This window comes from Rubripirellula lacrimiformis, from assembly GCF_007741535.1.
GTDB lineage: Bacteria > Planctomycetota > Planctomycetia > Pirellulales > Pirellulaceae > Rubripirellula > Rubripirellula lacrimiformis.
Genome location: NZ_CP036525.1, coordinates 6633692 through 6653695, shown reverse-complemented (window position 1 = coordinate 6653695; position 20004 = coordinate 6633692). Strand labels below are relative to the sequence as shown.

The 20004-nt window shown below is 55.5% G+C and carries 9 protein-coding genes, 1 tRNA gene and 2 rRNA genes; 6 read left to right on the top strand and 6 right to left on the bottom strand.

Annotation, left to right across the window (positions count from 1 at the left end):
- Window positions 1-64: 64 nt before the first annotated feature.
- Window positions 65-1057, bottom strand: a complete 993-nt coding sequence (locus K227x_RS23320) for a glycosyltransferase family 2 protein (RefSeq protein ID WP_261343467.1) — start codon at window positions 1055-1057, stop codon at window positions 65-67.
- A 319-nt stretch (window positions 1058-1376) separates the two neighbouring features.
- Between K227x_RS23320 and K227x_RS23315 the strand changes: the two genes are divergently transcribed.
- From K227x_RS23315 to K227x_RS23300, 5 genes are all read left to right on the top strand, one after another.
- Window positions 1377-4481 carry an FG-GAP-like repeat-containing protein gene (locus tag K227x_RS23315; RefSeq protein WP_218933481.1) on the top strand — a complete coding sequence of 1035 codons (3105 nt, stop codon included), beginning with the start codon at window positions 1377-1379 and terminating at the stop codon, window positions 4479-4481.
- The gene (locus K227x_RS23310) at window positions 4468-4614 is read left to right on the top strand and encodes a hypothetical protein (protein WP_218933480.1); all 147 of its coding nucleotides are present in this window, start codon (window positions 4468-4470) and stop codon (window positions 4612-4614) included. Before K227x_RS23315 ends, K227x_RS23310 begins: the two co-directional genes overlap by 14 nt.
- 274 nt (window positions 4615-4888) lie before the next feature.
- A complete protein-coding gene (locus tag K227x_RS23305) occupies window positions 4889-8044 on the top strand; it encodes an FG-GAP-like repeat-containing protein (protein WP_145173530.1) in 3156 nt (1051 codons plus the stop codon).
- A gap of 283 nt (window positions 8045-8327) precedes the next feature.
- Complete coding sequence (locus tag K227x_RS30805; RefSeq protein WP_218933479.1) at window positions 8328-8504, top strand: hypothetical protein; 177 nt, start codon at window positions 8328-8330, stop codon at window positions 8502-8504.
- 183 nt (window positions 8505-8687) lie between these two features.
- Window positions 8688-9920, top strand: a complete 1233-nt coding sequence (locus tag K227x_RS23300; protein ID WP_145173526.1) for a DUF1559 domain-containing protein — start codon at window positions 8688-8690, stop codon at window positions 9918-9920.
- 286 nt (window positions 9921-10206) lie between these two features.
- Here K227x_RS23300 and K227x_RS23295 read toward each other — a convergent pair whose 3' ends face one another.
- Window positions 10207-11598, bottom strand: coding sequence for a tetratricopeptide repeat protein (locus K227x_RS23295; protein ID WP_246146120.1), 1392 nt, complete (start codon window positions 11596-11598; stop codon window positions 10207-10209).
- Window positions 11599-11829: 231 nt separating this feature from the next.
- On the opposite strand from K227x_RS23295, the gene K227x_RS23290 reads away from it, so the two are divergent.
- Entirely contained in the window at window positions 11830-13470 is a 1641-nt protein-coding gene (locus K227x_RS23290; protein WP_145173523.1) for an FG-GAP repeat domain-containing protein, read from the top strand.
- On the opposite strand, the gene K227x_RS23285 is transcribed toward K227x_RS23290, so the two are convergent.
- From K227x_RS23285 to K227x_RS23270, 4 genes are all read right to left on the bottom strand, one after another.
- Window positions 13439-14872 carry a multiheme c-type cytochrome gene (locus tag K227x_RS23285; RefSeq protein WP_246146118.1) on the bottom strand — a complete coding sequence of 478 codons (1434 nt, stop codon included), beginning with the start codon at window positions 14870-14872 and terminating at the stop codon, window positions 13439-13441. The genes K227x_RS23290 and K227x_RS23285 overlap by 32 nt on opposite strands.
- An 891-nt stretch (window positions 14873-15763) precedes the next feature.
- Window positions 15764-15872, bottom strand: a 5S ribosomal RNA gene (gene rrf, locus K227x_RS23280).
- 210 nt (window positions 15873-16082) lie between these two features.
- Window positions 16083-18988, bottom strand: a 23S ribosomal RNA gene (locus K227x_RS23275).
- Window positions 18989-19724: 736 nt separating this feature from the next.
- A tRNA-Ala gene (locus tag K227x_RS23270) sits at window positions 19725-19797 on the bottom strand.
- Window positions 19798-20004 lie beyond the last annotated feature (207 nt).

Below are 20004 nucleotides of genomic sequence, written 5' to 3'. Positions count from 1 at the left end.
AATTGTGAAGTGGTGACGGGTAAAGAAGAAAGCGGTTCACAGGGAGGAACAGCTGGCGGGCTGATCACTTGGGCAATCGATCGGCGATGTTGTAAACGGTGCGTCGGTCGTCGGTCTTGGAAACGATCAGTTCCGCCAACAATCCGGCCAAGAAGAGCTGGGATCCCAGCAGGACAAACAGAATGCAGTAGTAAAAGATGGCCGTTTGGTGCAGGTGCAAATCGACCATCGAATCTGAAAGCCGGGACACGCACCAGCGAACCGATAGATACACGATGCCCATCCCGCCGGCGGCAAAGCTAAGCAAACCGAAGGTGCCGATCAGGTGCAGCGGACGTGCCGAAAACCTGGTCACGAAATAGATCGTCAGCAAATCCAGGAACCCTTTGACCAGCCGCGAAACACCGTATTTGGAACTGCCAAATTCACGCGCGTGGTGTTCCACTTCGATCTCGCCGACCTGCCATCCGCGGGCGGCCGCCAACACGGGAACGAATCGATGCCGTTCGCCGTACAGCCGAACCTCGTCAAAGATCTCGCGCCGATACGATTTGTATCCGCAATTGTGATCATGCAACTTCACCCCGGTCAATCGACTCACCATGCCATTGAAGACGCGGCTGGGCAGCACTTTATGCCAGGGGTCATGCCGAACACGTTTCCATCCGCTAACGACATCGAAACCTTCGTCCATCTTGGCTAGGAAACGAGGGATTTCCTTGGGATCGTCCTGCAAGTCGGCGTCCATCGTCAGGATGAATTTTCCTCTTGCTGCGGCGAACCCAGCTTCCAACGCGGCCGCCTTGCCGAAGTTGCGGCGAAATCGAATTCCCACGGTGCCCGGATGGCTTGCCACCAGCGATGCGATCAACCGCCATGAACCGTCACTGGACCCGTCGTCGACAAAAATGATTTCGTGTTCGATCTGCTGCTCTGCACAAACTCGGCTGATTTCCGAATGCAGTTTTGCGAGCGACGGTTCTTCGTCCATCGTTGGGATGACAAACGATACCGCGGGCTGTTGCGTCGCCAGCCCCCAAGGCGTTTTGCCATCGATGTCGACGGCTGCTGGCTCGTTTTCCGGCTGGTTGATCAAGTGACGCCAATCTTTCAGGAGGGGAAACCAGGGGAATGCTGGGGGGGGAAGCCTATTATGCATGGCGTCCAGCGACGGTCCAACCCTCGCACCGCGGCTGGCATCGACAAAGGGTGGCTGAAACGTTCGCGCAGAATCGCCACAGGGGGCTACCGCAGAACGAGCAAGAATTCAGTGTCCAGCGATAATTTGCGTGTGCGCTTCGCTGCCGGTACGCTGCAAGGGCCGGGAGAACCGAAATCAAGCTCTGCCGATGACTAGTCACGAGAGGAATGGTTTGATGAAATGGTTGCCTACCGGGATTCTGATTGCGGCGCAGTGCATGACTGGCTGCGAACGCCTGCCCCCTGAGGAGATTTCACGCGTCTCACCAGAAGGTTCTGGGCAGCAGACCAGCAATGATATCCAACGGCAGAAACCTGCTCCATCGCAAGCCTTGTCGGTGCCGATCGCCGAGGTGGAATCTGGAGTGGCGAATCAGAAACGCACTTGCAAGCGGTTGCGGGACGAATCCAGGCAGCTTGCCGGTCGGGATCCCGAAGCCGCTAAGTCTCGGTTGCGGCAAGTTTTAATAATCAGCCCCGATGATACCGAGGCACTGTTCTTCTTGGCGATGCTAACCGCGGGATCCAACGAACTGGACATGGCCGTTGACCTACTCGAGCAAATCCCCTGGGATCATCCCGAAGCCGGGCTTGCCGCCCTCGGACAATCGGCCGACTGGCTGTTTCAGTTGGAACGGTACAATGAAGCCGAGCGTCGATACCTTCAAGTAATCTCCGCCGTTCCCAGCGCCATTCGAGCTCGGCGTCAGCTCGCTTATCTGCTCAACCGCCAAGGCCGTCGACACGAAGCGGCCGTACATATTCGCGAATTATGCCGACAAGGAAATATTCGGCAAGACGAGCTTCATTCGTTGATTTCGTTGTCGACGGCGATGCATGACGCCCCCGAAGACACGTCAAACGCCGCGGCGAATCCAAACCAGCGAATGTACTGGCCGATCGGCTCCTCCGGGATCGCCAGGCATTTGTTCACCGAGAAACGGTATCGCGAGGCGGGCGAGCAAGTGCGTCCGATGATCGCCCAGGGTCTGGCACCGCCGTCCGTGGTCGCGCTCTATGGCCGGGCGGTTTGCGAGGGGCAACACGACACGGCCATCCAATGGTGGCTTTCACAAGTTGACGAAGACACCCAAAAACACGCTGACTATTGGGCCGCGATTGGCACACTGGAATTGGGGCAGCAGCGGTTCGAAACGGCCATCCGAGCGCTGGCCGAAGCGATCGACCGTGACCCTACTGACCTGCGCTCGGTCAACCGGCTTCGCCAAGCGCTGCAGACCATCGGTGAGGTGGAACAGGCAAAGTTATGGCAAGACTATTCGTTCGCGATTAAGAAATCAATGAAACTCAATCGTGAATTGGCTGCCGCTGACCCTGCAGAGTCGGCAAAGGCATTGCAACTTGCCGAATCACTGGCGGAACTCAACCGTCCACTCGAAGCCACTCTCTGGAAATGGGTGGCAACGGTTGGCGTGCTTTCGGATCCCGCTACCGGTGCGGAAGGGATCGCAGAGCACGCCGACACGAGGCAAATGCTGACTCGATTACGCCAGCAGCGAGAACGTCTGGTGGCTGCCAAGCGTGGTTTTCCATCGGCGAGCGTTCGATTGTATGGATCGAATTTGCTAACGTATCCGCTGCCAGAAAATGTGTTTGTGGCAACATCATCGCTGGAAAATCCTGCGGTCTGCTCGCACAGGATCGGCCAATCGGCGCCCGCCAAATTCGAGAATCTTTCTGCTGCGATCGCGTTGGATCATACGTACCAGGTCGCTGCCGAGCCGACGGGAAATGGATTTTCGATCTACCAGCAACTTGGTGGTGGAGTTGCGGTCTGTGATTTTGATTTGGACGGTGCGTGCGACCTGTACTTTGCTCAAGGGGCTGCGGAACCGCCAACCTACCGTGGCCAACTTTCCAATCAGCTCTTTCGTCACGTCGGCCATTCGCTGTTGGATGTCACCGAACGCGCCGATGCGAGCGAGACACGGTATTCGCTGGGTGTGGCCAGTGGCGACTGGAACCAGGACGGTTTTCCTGATCTCGTTTCAGCCAACCTGGGCGTGAACACGCTCCTGATCAACAACGGCGATGGAACGTTCACCAGCCGTCCGCTAGCTGATACTCCCAATCTTCAACGCCTGCCTTCGTCGATCGCGATGGCGGACGTGACTGACGACTCGTTGCCGGATCTTTTTTGCGTCTACTACGTGGACGATCCCCAAATCGCCAAAAAGCCGCCCAGAGACTTATCGAATCGAGTTCTTGACCAGGTTTCACCGGGTGATTTCAGCCACACCGCGGATCAACTGATGATCAATGATGGCCAGGGGCGTGTCAGCCCATCCGTTGGCATGGAACAATCCGCTGGGTTACCAGGACTAGGAGTGCTCATCGCAAATTTTGATGGCATGCCTGGCAACGAGATTTTTGTGGGCAATGACCTGTACCCCAATCAGCTCTGGGGCCGTGATCCCGAGCGGGGAAAGTGGTCGAATGTGGCGTCCCTGATTGGCTGCGCCTACGGGTTTGATGGCACTGCAACGGGATCGATGGGCATCGCCGCCGCAGACTTCGATAACAACGGGCTGTTTGACATCCACATTGCCAACTTTGAAAACGAAAGTTCTAGCCTGTTCATGCACGGCAACGGAATGTTCCAGGATCGCAGTGTCCAATACGGCCTGGATTCCCCGACTCGTCCAAGGGTCGGCTTTGGCTGCCAAGCGATTGACTATGACAATGATGGATGGCGAGATTTGGTGGTCACCAACGGGCAACTTGATGACTCCATCAAAAACTCAGGACCATTCCGCCAACGCTGCCAACTGATTCGCAACGAAGGGGGGAAATTTAAACAAGTCGAGGTTAAGAGGAACTCGGGTTACTGGGATCAAGGGCATCTTGGACGTGGATTGGCAAAGCTTGACTGGAACCGGGATGGGAAAACGGACTTTGTCGTCACGCACCTCGGTGAGCGTTCGGCGCTGTTACTGAATCAAACGCAAAGTGGGCACCATTGGTTACAGATTCACTTGGTGGGAACGAAGAGCGAGCGAGATGGAACTGGGGCACTCATTCGTGTGCAGGTTGGAAAATGTGAACGTGTGGAAATGGTAACCGCTGGGGATGGCTATCTATGCCGAAACGAATCTGTCGTCTCCTTCGGGCTGGGGGCGGCAACCCAAGCGGACGTCATTGTGGATTGGCCAAGCGGCGAGACCCAAGCGATTGGCACCGTCGCAGCGGATCAGAGAATTCAAGTGATTGAATCCCAAGGATTTGATTCCTGCCGACGGGATTCTGGTGGCAATCAATGACCTGGGGAAAGTCGACGGCTACGACGAGTTGATTGGGCTGGAAATGTCGAATTCCGCTCCCAACGCTTCGGTCAAAACCTTGCTGCGGCCGCTGGCAACCAAGTCGCAGCGTCGTTTCGGGACCGATCCTTAGCCGATCACAAATTGGATTGGCACCTGCGCAGCTGCTATATTGCCAGCCCAGGTCCGCATTGGGAATGCCCGCGACGGATGGTTCGTCACCCAAGTCGACGCAGCTTTTGGTCCTGGAATGGCGAACCCTCTCGTCGAAAGTGGCTGCAGCGTTAACGCAAGATCGTCACCGGGGTTCGCCGCGACGTCAGCAAAAATTCTATCCCGAACCGGCCGGTATTAGGATTCGTTGGGGGACCTCGGCGCTGCCGTCGTTGTCCGCCGGACACTTTTCTATGCGGAGCGACCCTGTGCTGGATGATCACCGACCGAAAAAACACCTGCGTCCCTGTTCGTTGTTACAGGGCTGGTTCGCTGTCCTTCTGCTGCTGGCGATCGGCTGTGGTCCCCCATCCCGAGCGCCCACCGATCAAGCGCCCACCGATCGAGCGCCCACCGATCAAGCGCCCACCGATCAAGCGCCCACCGATCAAGCGCCCACCGATCAAGCGGCTGACCCGGTTGCCGTTCAGCCCGGGAAAAATTCACTGGATGATGTCGATCCGGCTGCGGCCAGATCCGATGTGGTGGAATCGAAGGTCGTGCCTTTTCAGGCCGAACATGTCCAGATGCTGATCCAAAGTCAGGGCTTTGCCGAGGCCGACGCGATCCTGCGATCGCATTTGGTCGCCAACCCGGACGATCCGGTAGCCGTATTTACGCTTGCGCAATTGATGGCTGCCCAAGGAGACCTCGAAAACGCGGTGCAGACGCTTCAACAGCCGATCATCCAGAACTCGGACGCCGCGTTGCCAGCGCTCGGGACGGCGTCGGAATGGTTGATTCAATTGGGCCGTCCGGAAGAAGCCATCGGGTGCTATCGAAAGATTCTTGCCGCGGTTCCCGATTCCGCCATGGTCCATCGTCGACTAGCCAAATTGTTGACCCAGATGGGGCGTCCACACGCAGCCAAGCGATCCTTGCGGTCGTTGTGCCGTAGCGGTGATATCCGGCGATCGGAACTGGCAACCTTGATTTCCGTCGGTGATACCGTTGCCGCCGACTCGATCGGGGCGGTTGCCAAGGCTCGTGAACTGTTCAAGCAAAGGTCCTATCAGGCGGCTGCCGATTTGTTGGCTAGCGAATTCCAGGCTGCCGAAGATGAATCGCCTGGCAAATTTGTACCGCCCGACGTGCAAGCGTTTCGAACTCGAATCTTGGCTGAATCCCAGCAGGACGAAGCGGCTCTGAAACGCATCGATGATGCCAACCGCTTTCAAAAAATGTACTCGGACTACTGGGCCGCCAAAGGAATTCTTTCGCTGCGGCAGGGGGATACGGATGCGGCAATCGCCCAACTATCGGTGGCGGTTTCGATCGACGGGACCGACGCCGCGTCGATTCAGCGGCTTAGCCAGGCCTACCTGACGGCGGGCGACGATACCAGCGCCGAGAAATGGGAAGTTCGCTTTCGACATCTGCTGAAATCCATGCGGCTTAGCAATCAGATTGCAACGATGACCGGGACAGATGACCCCGCCGCAGGGGACGCGATCGCGAAGACAATGGATGAATTGGCCGATCGGCTGGAACCGCTCGATCGACCCTTGGAAGCTGTGTTATGGCGATCCATGGCTGCCAGTCATCGGGGCGATTCGGCAGAGCAGATGACGCCGCTGCAGACTGAATTTAATCGCTTGGCAAAATCACCGGACGCGTTTCCACCGACCGGTATGAAATGGCCCAAGGGCGATGCCGGCAAGTTCCCGTTTGCATCGCGCCAATCCGGGGCGACACCACTGGCTTGGAAACACCATTCCTGTCCCAATCCACCGGAAACCGCACGGTGGAACAACGTTGCCGAATCGGTCGGGTTGGATCACCAGTTTCGCGTCGCCGCCAGCGACCAGTCAGACGGTTTCACGATCTACCAAGCTCTCGGTGGCGGTGTGGCCGCGTTGGACTATGACCTGGACGGGGCCTGTGATCTGTATTTTGCCCAAGGGGCGGCGGATCCGCCTGAATTCAAGACCGACGCGTCCAATCCGCTGTACCGAAACCTGGGCCAAAAAGTCGTGGAGGTCAGCCAATGGGCCGGATCATCCGAAGATTCCTATTCGATCGGTGTCACCGCCGGCGACTGGAATCAGGATGGATTTGACGACCTGGCGATCAATCAGTTCGGATCCGTTGTCGTGCTGACCAATAACACCGACGGCACGTTTCGCCGCGATGTGATGATCACCAAGCCAACCACATGGATGCCTGCGTCGATTGCGATTGCTGACGTTAACGCGGATCAATGGATGGATTTGATCGTCTTGGCGTACGCCGAAAGCGAGAAGATTTGGGACAAGCCACCACGCAACGAACAGGGCCGTCCAACGTATCTGATCGGGCCCGCTAGTTTTGCCGGCGCCCCGAACCTTGTCGTCTTCGGAACCGAACAGGGCTGGGAATCGGATGCCACCGAAGTGATTTCGCCAAAGATGGAGAATCCCGACACGTCGTTGGGAATCGTCGTCGGTCTTCGAAACCCTCATCAAGATTCATCCGGCGGAAACCCTATCTTTGTCGGCAACGACCAAAGGAACGATCGATTGTGGAGCTGTTCGTCGGGGAAAGATCGGAACTGGAAAGAGAACGCGATGGTTCGTGGCTGTGCGTTTGGCAGCTACGGGAATCCATCGGCATCGATGGGAATCGCGGCTGCCGACTTGAACCAGGACGGTCTTACCGATCTGCACATCACCAACTTTCAAAACGAACCATCATCGCTCTTTCATGGCTGCCAGTCGGGGTTTCGGGACTTTTCTATTCGTTCCGGCATGCATCGGCACAGCTTTGATGTTTTGGGTTTCGGGACCGCTGCGGTGGATTTTGATCTGAATGGATTGCCCGAACTGATCGTCACCAACGGCTACATCGACGATTCCACCGACTCCACTGGCCCGTTCAAACAGCCGATGCAGTTGCTGGTGTTCAAAGATCGCCGCTATCAACTCCAGAAAGTCGATGACGAAAGCGGCTATTGGGGCGTTCCCCACGTGGGCCGAGCGATGGCGCGGCTGGACTTCGATCGCGATGGGTTGCAGGACGTCGCGGTCACGAATTTGAACGAAAAGTCCGCCATTTTGGTCAATCGCACCCCGACTTCGCATCACTGGATCCGACTCCGGTTGGTCGGAACCCAGTCCTGTCGAGATCCCATCGGGGCTTCGGTCAAGGTTTTCGCGGGGGATCGCACCTATCATCACCAAGTGACCACCGGTGACGGCTATCTTTGCCGCGACGAGCCCGAGATCGTGCTGGGGTTAGGGGATCATCAGGGACCGGTTCGGGTCTCGGTGACTTGGCCCAGTGGGCAAACCCAAGATTTCGATGGGCTGACAGGTGATTTGTCCTGGGTTATCGCAGAGTCCCACGCGGACGCTTTCCGCTTGGATCCCTGAACCACCCACCCCGACGGGGTGTGTCCATGTGTGCATCAGCACCAGAATAGCCTGGGAACAACCCATCGGGGTGGGGTATCCGCCAAGAAAATGGCGTTGAAGGCACCTTTTTTAACATTTTTTACCTCCGCGACACCTTTTAAGGCGGTGGATACGCGCCTTCACGGTAAGATAACGGATGAGCGTTTTTCTTACACCGCGGTTGCTACCGCGCATCTCAATTTTAAATCGTCCGTCGCGTAGGAAATGTGCGCGCCGACGACCAGGAAAGGATTTACCCCTGATGAAACAATTGCTTTCACTTGCATTCTTGGCCGCCTGTTTCTCCTTCTCGCTGACCGGTTGCGGTGGCAGCGGACCAGAAGTGGTTGCACCGGAAGCCGCCGAAGAATCGGTCGAGCTGACCGCTGCTGAGCAAGCAGAATATGACAAGGAAATGGCAGCACAGATGGGGAACTAGTTTTCCGTCTGCTATTTGCGAATCTTGCATAGATACACAAGTGGCTCGCTTTGAATCGGTTTCCGGTTGTATCCGCGACCGAGGATTCATTGCTTGCCAAGCGAAAGGGCGGCAGAGATGTCGCCCTTGTTTTCGAACTCTTTTGCGTTTTCTTTTTCGTTGTTTCGTTTTGGAGAAGTCCTTATGTTGAATCGTTTGAAACCTCGAGCCGGCTTTACGCTGGTCGAGCTCCTCGTGGTGATCGCCATCATCGGCGTCTTGGTGGGGCTGCTATTGCCAGCCGTCCAAGCTGCACGAGAAGCTGCTCGTCGAATGAGCTGTAGCAACAATTTCAAGCAATTGGGATTGGCTGTTCACAACTATCACTCGGCTTTCAGTCAGTTGCCTACCAATTACGGCGGCACGACTCCCGTTGCTCCGCTGAATGCGGGTCCCGGTGGTGCGAATGATTGGTGGAACAACAACAACTTCGGCAATCACGAATTGCTGACGATGTTGGTTGGTTTGACCCCGTTCGTCGAAGCTCAAGCAACCTGGGAACAGATTTCGAATCCGTTCCCTGCTGACACCAATGGTGACGGCACTCCGGACATCACGTTCCCACCCATGGGACCAACGCCAACACCAGGCGGATCTGACCGGAACTACTACTCGCCTTGGATGACCGACCTTCCTTTCCTGCGTTGCCCAAGCGACCCAGGCCAGGGTGCTCCTGCGATGGGACGTACCAACTACGCCCCTTGTGTTGGCGACAACATGAATCGTTGGAACGGTGGCAAAAACGGCAACTTGACGCCCAACAGCTGGGCAATGGGTTTGAACAAAGCACGTAACCGTGGTTTCTTCATTCCTCGCGACAAGTCGGCTTTCCGCGATATCTTGGACGGATTGTCCAATACCATCGCAATGGCTGAAATCGCTTCGGACCTAGGCGATGGCGACAAACGGACTTCGTTGGCAGTGACCACCAGTGGTACCTACCAAACCAACCCGAACCACTGTGAGGAACAATTCTTGGACCCATTGCGTCCTCAGTATTGGATCGATCCTGACAGTCCCGGAACTGGTCAATCGCCTGGTGACGAGCCTCGCGGTCTAGGTGGCGGAACATCGCGTGGATCACGTTGGGCCAACGCTCGACCGATCTTTGCAACGGTCAACACGATCTTGGGCCCCAACAAAGGCATCTGTGCCGATAGCTGGCCTGAAAACGGTGCGATCGCTCCTCCAAGCAGTCGCCACCAAGGTGGTGTTCACGTGCTGATGGGTGACGGAGCTGTCAAGTTCATCACCGATTCGATCGATGCTGGAACCGCGAATGCTCCATTCCCCGATCCAGGTGCGAAGAGCCCCTATGGATTGTGGGGAGCTCTCGGTACTCGCGCTAGCAAAGAAGTGATCAGCGAAGAATTCTAAGCCCTAGAGTTCTACCGATTTCCATTCGCCGCCTCCCGGACTTCCGGGAGGCGGTTTTTTTTGCGCTCCCAACGCCGGCGCAGTGAACCACGCCTTCCCAAGTTTCGGGCGGTTCCTGGTGTCAACGCTGTCGCTGATTTCATGATCCGTTAGGCGATAGCCTCGGTTACGTCCCCCCAAGAACCGGGGCTATCGCCCAAACGGCTCATTCAATCAACAGACCGTCATGAGGGTTCGACCTTCGATGAGGAATCACCTTGGCGGACTTTCGCATGGCGGCGGTGGTCTAGATTTTTGCTTGCACGGCAGGCGGCAATTCGGGTTGCAGTTCTCGATGCCCATCGGTGATCTGCCACGGAGTCTGATCGTTCAACCGATCAATGATCTGCGTTCGAACCTTTTCAACATCGACGCTTTTGTCTTGCGGCAGAGTCGTGGCCATCGAAGCCCAGGCTTCGGCTTCCCAAAGTCGTCCCAGCCCGGCCAGGTCGGTAGCGATTTCGCTGGCCAACTGGCGTGAAATGCCACCCATCCGGTCGAAGCGATCCATCGTTTGCTGGACTCGTCGAAGACGCTCGATACGTTCTGTGATTGCGGTGGAAAATTCCGGATCACTGATTTCCATTTTGGGCATCAGGTTCCGGATCTTTGACCACGGATCGGGAAGGTCGGGATTCCGCTGAGTCGCTTGCCAGAAATAACGCAGCCCGTCACCGAGGGATCCGGCCGATACCGCTGCATCGCCTTTGGCGATCCAGTACCCGGCTTCGGATCGTGTCGCGTCGTTGTGTGGTTTGGTTTCCCACTGCAGGAATGCATCACGGTCCGCAGCGATCGCCAGCGTCTGGCCTAGCAAGGCATCTGCGGGAGCAAAGTCTGGGTTCTGATCGACGATTTGTCGCAACAGGTCGCTGGCGTCTTGGTTTGCCCCTGAATCCAACAGCATCTTCGCGCGACGAAGGAGCGGACGATTGTCGTCCGGATTCCGGCGGGCCATTTCGGTGGTGGAACCAGCGTCCCTGGTTTCGCTAGTGTCCGAATTGATCGACAGCAGCAGCTTCTGATCAAATTGACGTTGGCGGATCAGCGTTTGGCCATGGGGTTTGGCTGCCGACGTGTTTCCGGCGTTGATGTACAAATCGTACAACCATCGCCGCGTCACGTGCCGAGACGGATGAGGCTGGGTTGCGTCTTCTAGCAGTTCGATTGCAGAGTACAGCCTGCCGGCAGCGACCATCGCGATCATCGTTTGCCGCACCCGATCGTCGTTTTGATACGATTCGACACGGCAGGCCTTCGCGAGTAGCTCCGCGACCTGGTCGGGTTTTTCCAGTTGCTGAGCCACCATCGCCACGGCTGCGATGGCGTCCGCATCGTCGCCGTGCGTTTCCAGAACCGCGTCTGCATATTGCCAAGCTTGAGGCCACAGTTGGCGACTCGCTGCGGATTGCAGTTTGCGAAGCGGGCGTTCGGGAAGTGTCCGCACATCGGGCTGGGGCTGCTGGGTGCAGCCGGGAATCATCGCAATTCCGACGATCACAGCAGCCAGGTGTTGGCGAATCCGTGACCGGGATAGAGATCCGGCGGACTGCCCGCCTTGGAATTGCCGCGGCCGAACCAACGATTCCCAAGACGATGCCCCGGAAAATGATCGACGAACAGTTTGGCGATCCAGCACGGTCTAGTTCTCGTAGGTTCTTAGGGGGGATGCTCGCGATTGCGACAGCGCATCGACTTGGCAATAGAATAGTGGTGCAGCAGTGAAGAAGTGTACTGACCTTATTCTGCCGCCACCGGTCAGACCCGTCCGTCGCAGGGGGGGGATGGTGTTGCCCGGCTTCGAGGCGAGGCCTCGTCACTCAGTCACTTTCCGAAAGTCATGCATCGATTTCACAATCGTATTGTACCAATGCCAAAATCTAGAACACTTTCAATCTTCGCATCATGCTTGCTGGTCGTTACCGCCAGTGTTGGATGCCGCGATCGAGCGTCCGAAACTGTTGCCGACGGGCAGCCGTCCGCTGCCGATCCCGTGACTTCGGCAGCCACCAGGGATACGCCCGTGATTGCGAACATTCATCAACGGGAATGGGTCGAGCAGGTGCGAGGTGAAATCGAGTCCTTTTGTGCCGATTGCCATGTCATGCCGATGCCTAGCAGTTCGATCCGATCCGATTGGGTTGCCGAAGTTGACCAGGGCTTCATGCTTTACACCTTGTCGGGGCGATCCGATCTGAAGGTACCCGACCGCGATGACGTGATCACATTTTTCAAAGCCCAGGCACCTCGCAAATTCGATTGGTCGCCATGGTTCGAAAAAGATCCGCCGTGCGACATCCCGTTCGATCAACAAGGCTTCGGTCTGACCGCCCCGGGGGAAAGCCGGCCTCGGCCGCCGGGAATCGCCAATATCCGCTGGCTTGATATCGGGATCTCCGATTCGCCTGCGTTGGTTTATTGCGATATCGGTACCGGTGCGGTTGTGGCTCACTGGCCGCAAAAGGATGGCGGAATCACCAAGCAACTCGCCACCCTGTTTCAGCCGGTGCATGTCGAAGCATGCGATTTGGACGACGACGGTCATCAAGACCTAGTGGTTGCTGATATCGGAGAGTTCGATGCCAACGACAGCAATCTAGGACGCGTGGTTTGGTTGCGTCGCGATCCCGATAGCGAAGAATTCCAACAGATCGTGCTGGTGGACGGATTGGGACGAGTTGCGGATGTACAACCGGCGGACTTTGATGGCGATGGAGACATCGATTTGATGGTCGCCGAATTTGGCTGGCGAAACAGCGGCCGCATTGTGATGTTAGAAAACAATCTCTCGGCGGCCGGCGATGCGATCGATCCCGCCAACATTTCCGCCAATGACTTCTTGCCTCACGTCGTCGATGATCGCCATGGGACGATTCATGTTCCTGCCGCTGATCTCAATGGCGATGGGCACATGGATTTCGTCGCTTTGATCAGCCAGGGCCACGAAACCGTCGAAGCATTCTTGAACGATGGGGAAGGAGGGTTCCAGCGAAAAGTCATCTTCCAGGCTCCGGACCCCGCCTACGGTTCATCCGGGCTTCAATTGGTGGACATGGACCTGGACGACGACCTGGATGTTCTGTTTACCAACGGTGACTCGTTCGACCGAGGGATCAAGCCGTACCACGCCGTCGGCTGGCTGGAAAACGACGGATCCTATCCCTACGAACATCACCAACTGTGCGAAATGCCTGGCGTTCTTACAGCAAAAGCCGCTGACTTTGACGGCGACGGCGATATGGACGTGGTCGCCGGATCATTGATAGCTGGTCCGGTCGGCGATCACGTCGGGGAACTGCACATGGCGTCCATTTTGATGTTGATCCAAACCGAACCCGGCGTCTTCAAGAAGACATCGCTTCAGCAAAGTATCCACCAGCATGCGTCGATCGAAGTTGCTGATTTTGACAACGATGGAGCCGTCGATTTCGCGATCAGCAATCTGTTACGCGAAAATGGTAACAACGAACCCGACGGTGTCATTTGGTGGAATCAATCACCGACGCGTTGACTTCCTCGGCGACCTGCCGGTCCACCCGAATGAAGTGGTCCGCCATCGACAATGTCAGACCCTGCAGTTTCATTCCCGCCAAGTCGTCGATCTGTGCGGTTGGCATATGGCATTCGACGCAACGGTCAGCAACTTCAGACGCAAGCTCGGAACGCATCCCGCAGTGTTCCGATTCGTGGCATTGCAAACACGCTTGTCGAAAAAAATCTGTATCGCCGCGTTGCTGGACATGGGGATCATGGCACGCGGTACACGTCATTTCGGACTTCTGGAAACACTCACTCATCCGCAGTCGTGACGATTGGTTGCTGGTGTGGATTCCGCTATCGTCGAAATCTGGCTTCAATGTCTGATGGAATTCGCTCAGGTCTTCGCCGGGGCGGTAACTGAACGCAGGTTTCTTCGAATCGAACGCCCCCGAATGGCACTGGCCACAGATATCCAACTGTCGCTCTCTGGATAGATCGCTCGGGTTAGAGATATGGCGAGGTTCCTTTGCCTGGGGATTCGACGTGTGAAAATCAACGTGCGATTTGCCCGGTCCGTGGCATCGTTCGCACGAAATGCCCCATACCGCCGACGAAGTCAGGTATCGATTGGGTGGTTCAGTCTGCTGGATGTACGTGACGTGGCATTCCAAGCACTCCGGCAGGATCGGTCGCACAAAATTGGCATCCAAATCAACAAAGCCCGGACTGGCTAACCACTGCTGCGGACCGCTGAAATACGAGACATAGGATTCAAATAGTCGGTCCTGGTCCCAATACAAAAACGTCTGCGCAACTTTGCCTGATCCCGTGATGATATCCATTGGAACATCCACCTTCCAATCGGCAAGCGCCACGGTTTGAACGGCCACACCGTCCTTTTCTTGCATGGTAAAAGAAAGATCTGGGTCGACCGTTGTCATTTGATTCCCGGGCGATTTCAGCGGCCCCTGTATTCCGCCATCGCGAACCATGCTGCTGGTCAGGTGGTGCGCGGTGTGCACAAATCCCTGGTGACGCTCTTGATGGCAATCCACGCACGCATCGGCGCCAAGAAACTCCGTCGCGACCGCAACCGCCGTATCTGCGGCCTCCCTTGTAGGAGCTGGCGATGGATGTCCATCGAGTGAATGAAAGGGAAGAACCAGACGCGGGCGAGCAATATCGTTCTTTTGGACGACCCAAGCACCGGGAATGACCCGTTTCTGAGCGACAACGTCTCGCGTCAGTTGCACGATATCCGGAGTCGCGTCGCGATCGGTCACGGGTGTAAACGATGCCGCCTTCTTTCGACGCAGTGAATCCACCAACTGCGACTGATCGTCTGATCCGCCACTCAAATAAATCAGCGCCGCGACCACCAAACCTAAGACGCCAAGCATCGCCCAAATTTTGGGCCGGGACGGAGCAGCCAAGATAGGCAACCTTCCAAAAGAAGAGACGAATCGGATTCGGGAACCGCCGAACGCCAATCATAGCAGACCGCCGAAACCGAGCGATGAGGACAGCGAAGTTCAGCGTCGCCGCAATTGAAAAATTGGCTCCGGGATCGGTGCGAGGCGTCATTGCGTAGCGCAAGTCGCCAAGACTTTCGGCCGGTGGGCGTCGCTGCCGAAACTCTTGGCGAGTCTCGCTACGGGTTTCGCTTCGGTAGCGCAAGTCGCCAAGACTTTCGGCCGGTGGGTGTCGCTACCGAAACTCTTGGCGAGTCTCGCTACGGGCATCGCGCTTCGGTAGCGCAAGTCGCCAAGACTTTCGGCCGGTGGGCGCCGGCTACCGAAACTCTTGGCGAGTCTCGCTACGGGTTTCGCGCTTCGGTAGCGCAAGTCGCCAAGACTTTCGGCCGGTGGGTGTCGCTGCCGAAACTCTTGGCGAGTCTCGCTACGGGTTTAGCCTTTCGGTAGCGCAAGTCGCCAAGACTTTCGGCCGGTGGATGTCGCTACCGAAACTCTTGGCGAGTCTCGCTACGGGTTTCGCCCTTCGGTAGCGCAAGTCGCCAAGACTTTCGGCCGGTGGGCGTCGCTGCCGAAACTCTTGGCGAGTCTCGCTACGGGCTTCGCGCTTCGGTAGCGCAAGTCGCCAAGACTTTCGGCCTGTGGGCGTCGGTTTCGAAACTCTTGGCGAGTTTCGCTACGGGCTTCGCGCTTCGGTAGCGCAAGTCGCCAAGACTTTCGGCCTGTGGGCGTCGGTTTCGAAACTCTTGGCGAGTCTCGCTACGGGGTTGCTTGGCAGGCGACCGACCTTTCGTCCTGATGCGCGCATAAAAAAACCTTCTTGGAACTTGCGTTCCAAGAAGGTTTTTTAAAATCCGGCAATACCTACTTTCGCACTGGTATGCACTATCATCGGCTCTTAAAGCTTGACTTCTGTGTTCGGGATGGGAACAGGTATAACCTTTAAGATATGGTCGCCGGAAAGCCACGACCACGGGTATTTCACCGTGATCGTGACGTGTTGTTTGGTAGTTGTGACTCATTTGCCTAGGCAAACTCGTCGCTAAATAAGATGCGGTTACAGTTGTTTTTCGAAGCAGGCTTGAACCTATACTTCTTCATTTGCTGAATCATCTCTGATTCACTTCTCGGCTCAAGCCACGAATTCCAACAGTCTGAGTGCGGGATATCGATGGCCAAACCTTCGTCCGTTAGTACTGGTTAGCTTAACTCGTTACCGAGCTTACACGTCCAGCCTATCAACCAAGTCGTCTTCTTGGGGACTTTCGTCGCAATGACTTACAAAACCTAATCTCGGAGCGGGCTTCACGCTTAGATGCTTTCAGCGTTTATCCTATCCGTAGTTAGCTATCCAGCCGTGCCGCTAGCGCGACAACTGGTACACCAGAGCTACGTCCAACTAAATCCTCTCGTACTAAAGTTGAATCTCCTCAAGTTTTGAACGCCCACGGCAGATAGGGACCGACCTGTCTCACGACGGTCTGAACCCAGCTCACGTACCACTTTCATTGGCGAACAGCCAAACCCTTGGGAGCTTCTACACCCCCAGGATGTGATGAGCCGACATCGAGGTGCCAAACCGCATCGCCGCTGTGGACGCTCGGATGCGATAAGCCTGTTATCCCCGGAGTACCTTTTATCTGATGAGCGATAACCCTTCCATTCGGGATTACCGGATCACTAAGACCGACTTTCGTCCCTGCTCGACTTATGGGTCTCGCAGTCAAGCACACTTCTAACTTTACTCTCTACGCCTGATTACCGACCAGGCTGAGTGTACCATTGCACTCCTCCGTTACTCTTTGGGAGGAGACCGCCCCAGTCAAACTGCCCGACTGACACTGTCCTTTGCCCCGATTCAGGGGATCAAAGTTAGAATTAAAATATGACCAGGCTGGTATTTCAACAGCGACTCCTTCGACACTAGCGTGCCGATCTCAAAGTCTCCCAGCTATCCTACACAGAACATATCTCAACCCAATATCAGCCTACAGTAAAGGTTCACGGGGTCTTTCCGTCTAACCGCGGGTATGTGGCATCTTCACCACAACTACAATTTCACCGGGTCGGTGGTTGAGACAGTGCTCAAATCGTTACGCCTTTCATGCAGGTCGGAACTTACCCGACAAGGAACTTCGCTACCTTAGGACCCTCATAGTTAGGGCCGCCGTTTACTGGGGCTTCGGTCGCAAGCTTCGCCGTGAGGCTAACCTTCTTCCTTAACCTACCAGCACCGGGCAGGCGTCAGTCTCTATACATCCACTTGCGTGTTAGCAGAGACCTGTGTTTTTGATAAACAGTCGTTAGAGCCGATTTTCTGTGGCCCTCAGCAGCGTGAACCGCCAAGGGCGCCCCTTATCGCGAACTTACGGGGCCATTTTGCAGAGTTCCTTAACCACCGTTCTCCCGAGCGCCTTAGAATTCTCATCTCGCCTACCTGTGTCAGTTTTAGTACGGTCAAGTACACACATAACTTAGCTGCTTTTCTTGGACGTCCTTCCAATGACTTCGAGAACTTAAGTGCTCTCGAGCTATACCTTGGCTTATGTCGGGTCTTTTAACCCCCAACACCTCAGTGGTCGCTACGGACATTTCTAGTCGTACCGCTCACTTTCCGGACGCCGTCCCAGCATCGAATGTGTACCTGGCGTAGGAATATTGACCCACTATCCATCCCCTACGCCTTTCGGCCTCGGGTAAGGTACCGGCTAACCCTGGGCGGAATTGCCTTCCCCAGGAAACCTTAGGCTTTCGGCGAACAGGATTCTCACCTGTTTTATCGTTACTCATTCCGGCATAATCACCCGATGACCCCGACACCGCTCGTTACCGTACGGCTCGTATCTGATCATCGGCGCTCTCCTACCACTCTAGATAAATCTAGAATCCGCTGCTTCGGTGTACCACTTACTCCCGTTCATTATCGGCGCAGAAATGCTCGACTGGTAAGCTGTTACGCACTTTTTAAATGGTGGCTGCTTCTAAGCCAACATCCCAGCTGTCACAGCACTTCAACTTCCTTAGTGACTAAGTGGTCCTTCGGGACCTTAGCAGGCGATCTGGGTTGTTTCCCTCTCGACCCTGGAGCTTATCCCCCAGGGACTGACTGCCGAGGTACGGCTACCGGTATTCGGAGTTTGGTTCGGTGGGGTACCCTGGGAAGGGCCCCCATCCGATTCAGTCTCTCTACCCCCGGTAACTAATTAACTCGACGCTATCCCTCAAGATATTTCGGAGAGAACGAGCTATCTCCTGGTTTGATTACACTTTCAGTCCTCCCCACAAGTCATCCCCTCAGTTTTCAACCTAAGTGGGTTCGGTCCTCCACGCAGTTTAACCCGCGCTTCAACCTGCTCATGGGTAGATCACACAGGTTTCGCGTCTGCAGCAAACGACATACGCCCTATTCAGACTCGGTTTCCCTTGGGCTTCGTCCCGGAAGGACTTAACCAAGCCGTTTACCACAACTCGCCGGATCATTATGCAAAAGGCACGCCGTCACCCATTTTCTAGCAAGCTAGACCATAGGGCTCCGACCGCTTGTAGGCACATGGTTTCAGGTTCACATTCCTCCCCTAGCAGGGGTTCTTCTCACCGTTCACTCACGCTACTGGTTCGCTATCGGTCGTTGAAGAGTATTTAGCCTTACGGGATGGTCCCCGTCGATTCAGTCCAGGTTTCACGTGACTGGACCTACTCAGGTGCTCCTACAGTGTGTGTTTATTTTCGTGTACGGGACTGTCACCCTCTGTGGTTCTCCTTTCCAAGAGATTCCACTAACAACACACAATCCGATATTGGAGTCCTACAACCCCGGGAGGGAAACCCTCTCGGTTTGGGCTATTCCGATTTCGCTCGCCGCTACTGACGGAATCGATTTTTCTTTCTCTTCCTCTGGTTACTTAGATGTTTCAGTTCACCAGGTTGTTACTAACACACCTATGTATTCAGTGTGCAGCAGTCGGGTACCTCGGGATCATTACTTGTTTGTCAGCTCCCCCAAGATTTTCGCAGACTTCCACGCCCTTCATTCTTTCAACGCCAAGACATCCCCCATGTGCCCTTAATAGATTGGCCATCGAAATCCCGAACTCAGCTTTCATTGACACAGCCCCGGTCGAAACCGGAACTACTTCAATGTTGGCTAAACCCGTAATCTCGTTAGTTATCTATAATTAACGATATCACATGTGCTTGATGCTGCCCTTAAAGACTAGCCCGTGAAGACTTCGCCAGTGGAACGACATCAAGCTCGCACAGAATCATGTTAGAATTCTATTGGCTAACTTCCGATCCGAAGATCTTTCATTAGCCGCGCTTCTTAAAGAACTATATTACTAGGCTTCGAATTCCGGACCGAAGTCCGTCGTCCAAAGCTTCGCAGTTGCTTCTTATTTAGATGCCAACTACCAAACAACCAAATTGTCAAATATCAGTTTTCGCCGCCGGCTTGTGGCCTTAAGAGCGAAGTCGCTGTCGTTGAAAACAGCCGGCCAGCTTCTTCGAGGTGAAGAAGTCAGCCGGTCGTTTTCTCAGTGAGGGGCGAAGATTACAGTGGCCGGTGAGCCGTGTCAACCGAGGTGAGCCAAGAAATCTAAAATGTTTTCTTGAGGTCTTCTCGGCGACGTTTGTTTTCGTCGCGGTCGGGGTTTTTCGCAAATCCGGGCGTTGGACGCAAGGGCCAAAGGACGGTTTTTTGAAAAATGTTTCGGGAAGGTCGATGATTCGGTTCGTTTGTTGCACAAGCGAATGAATCGGTCAACGTTTCCCATGGTCGCTTCGATCGGATGAACCGGTTTCGAAACTTCCAAAGTGGAGGTAGACGGACTTGAACCGACGACCCTCTGCTTGCAAAGCAGATGCTCTCCCAACTGAGCTATACCCCCGGGGAAGAAAGATTACAGGAAGTTCGTGACGGGCGACAGGAGTGTTTGCCTGGGTTTCGTCAGCGAATCCGGTGTCTCTTTCCAGCGACGTTTGCGGGCCTGAATCAGTTCCGCGAACGCCCATCCTTAGTAGGACGGGCGGAAGTATACGGGAAGGCATTTGCCAGGCAAGCCCTGTTTACATGCCTTTCGTCACTTTCATGCGCA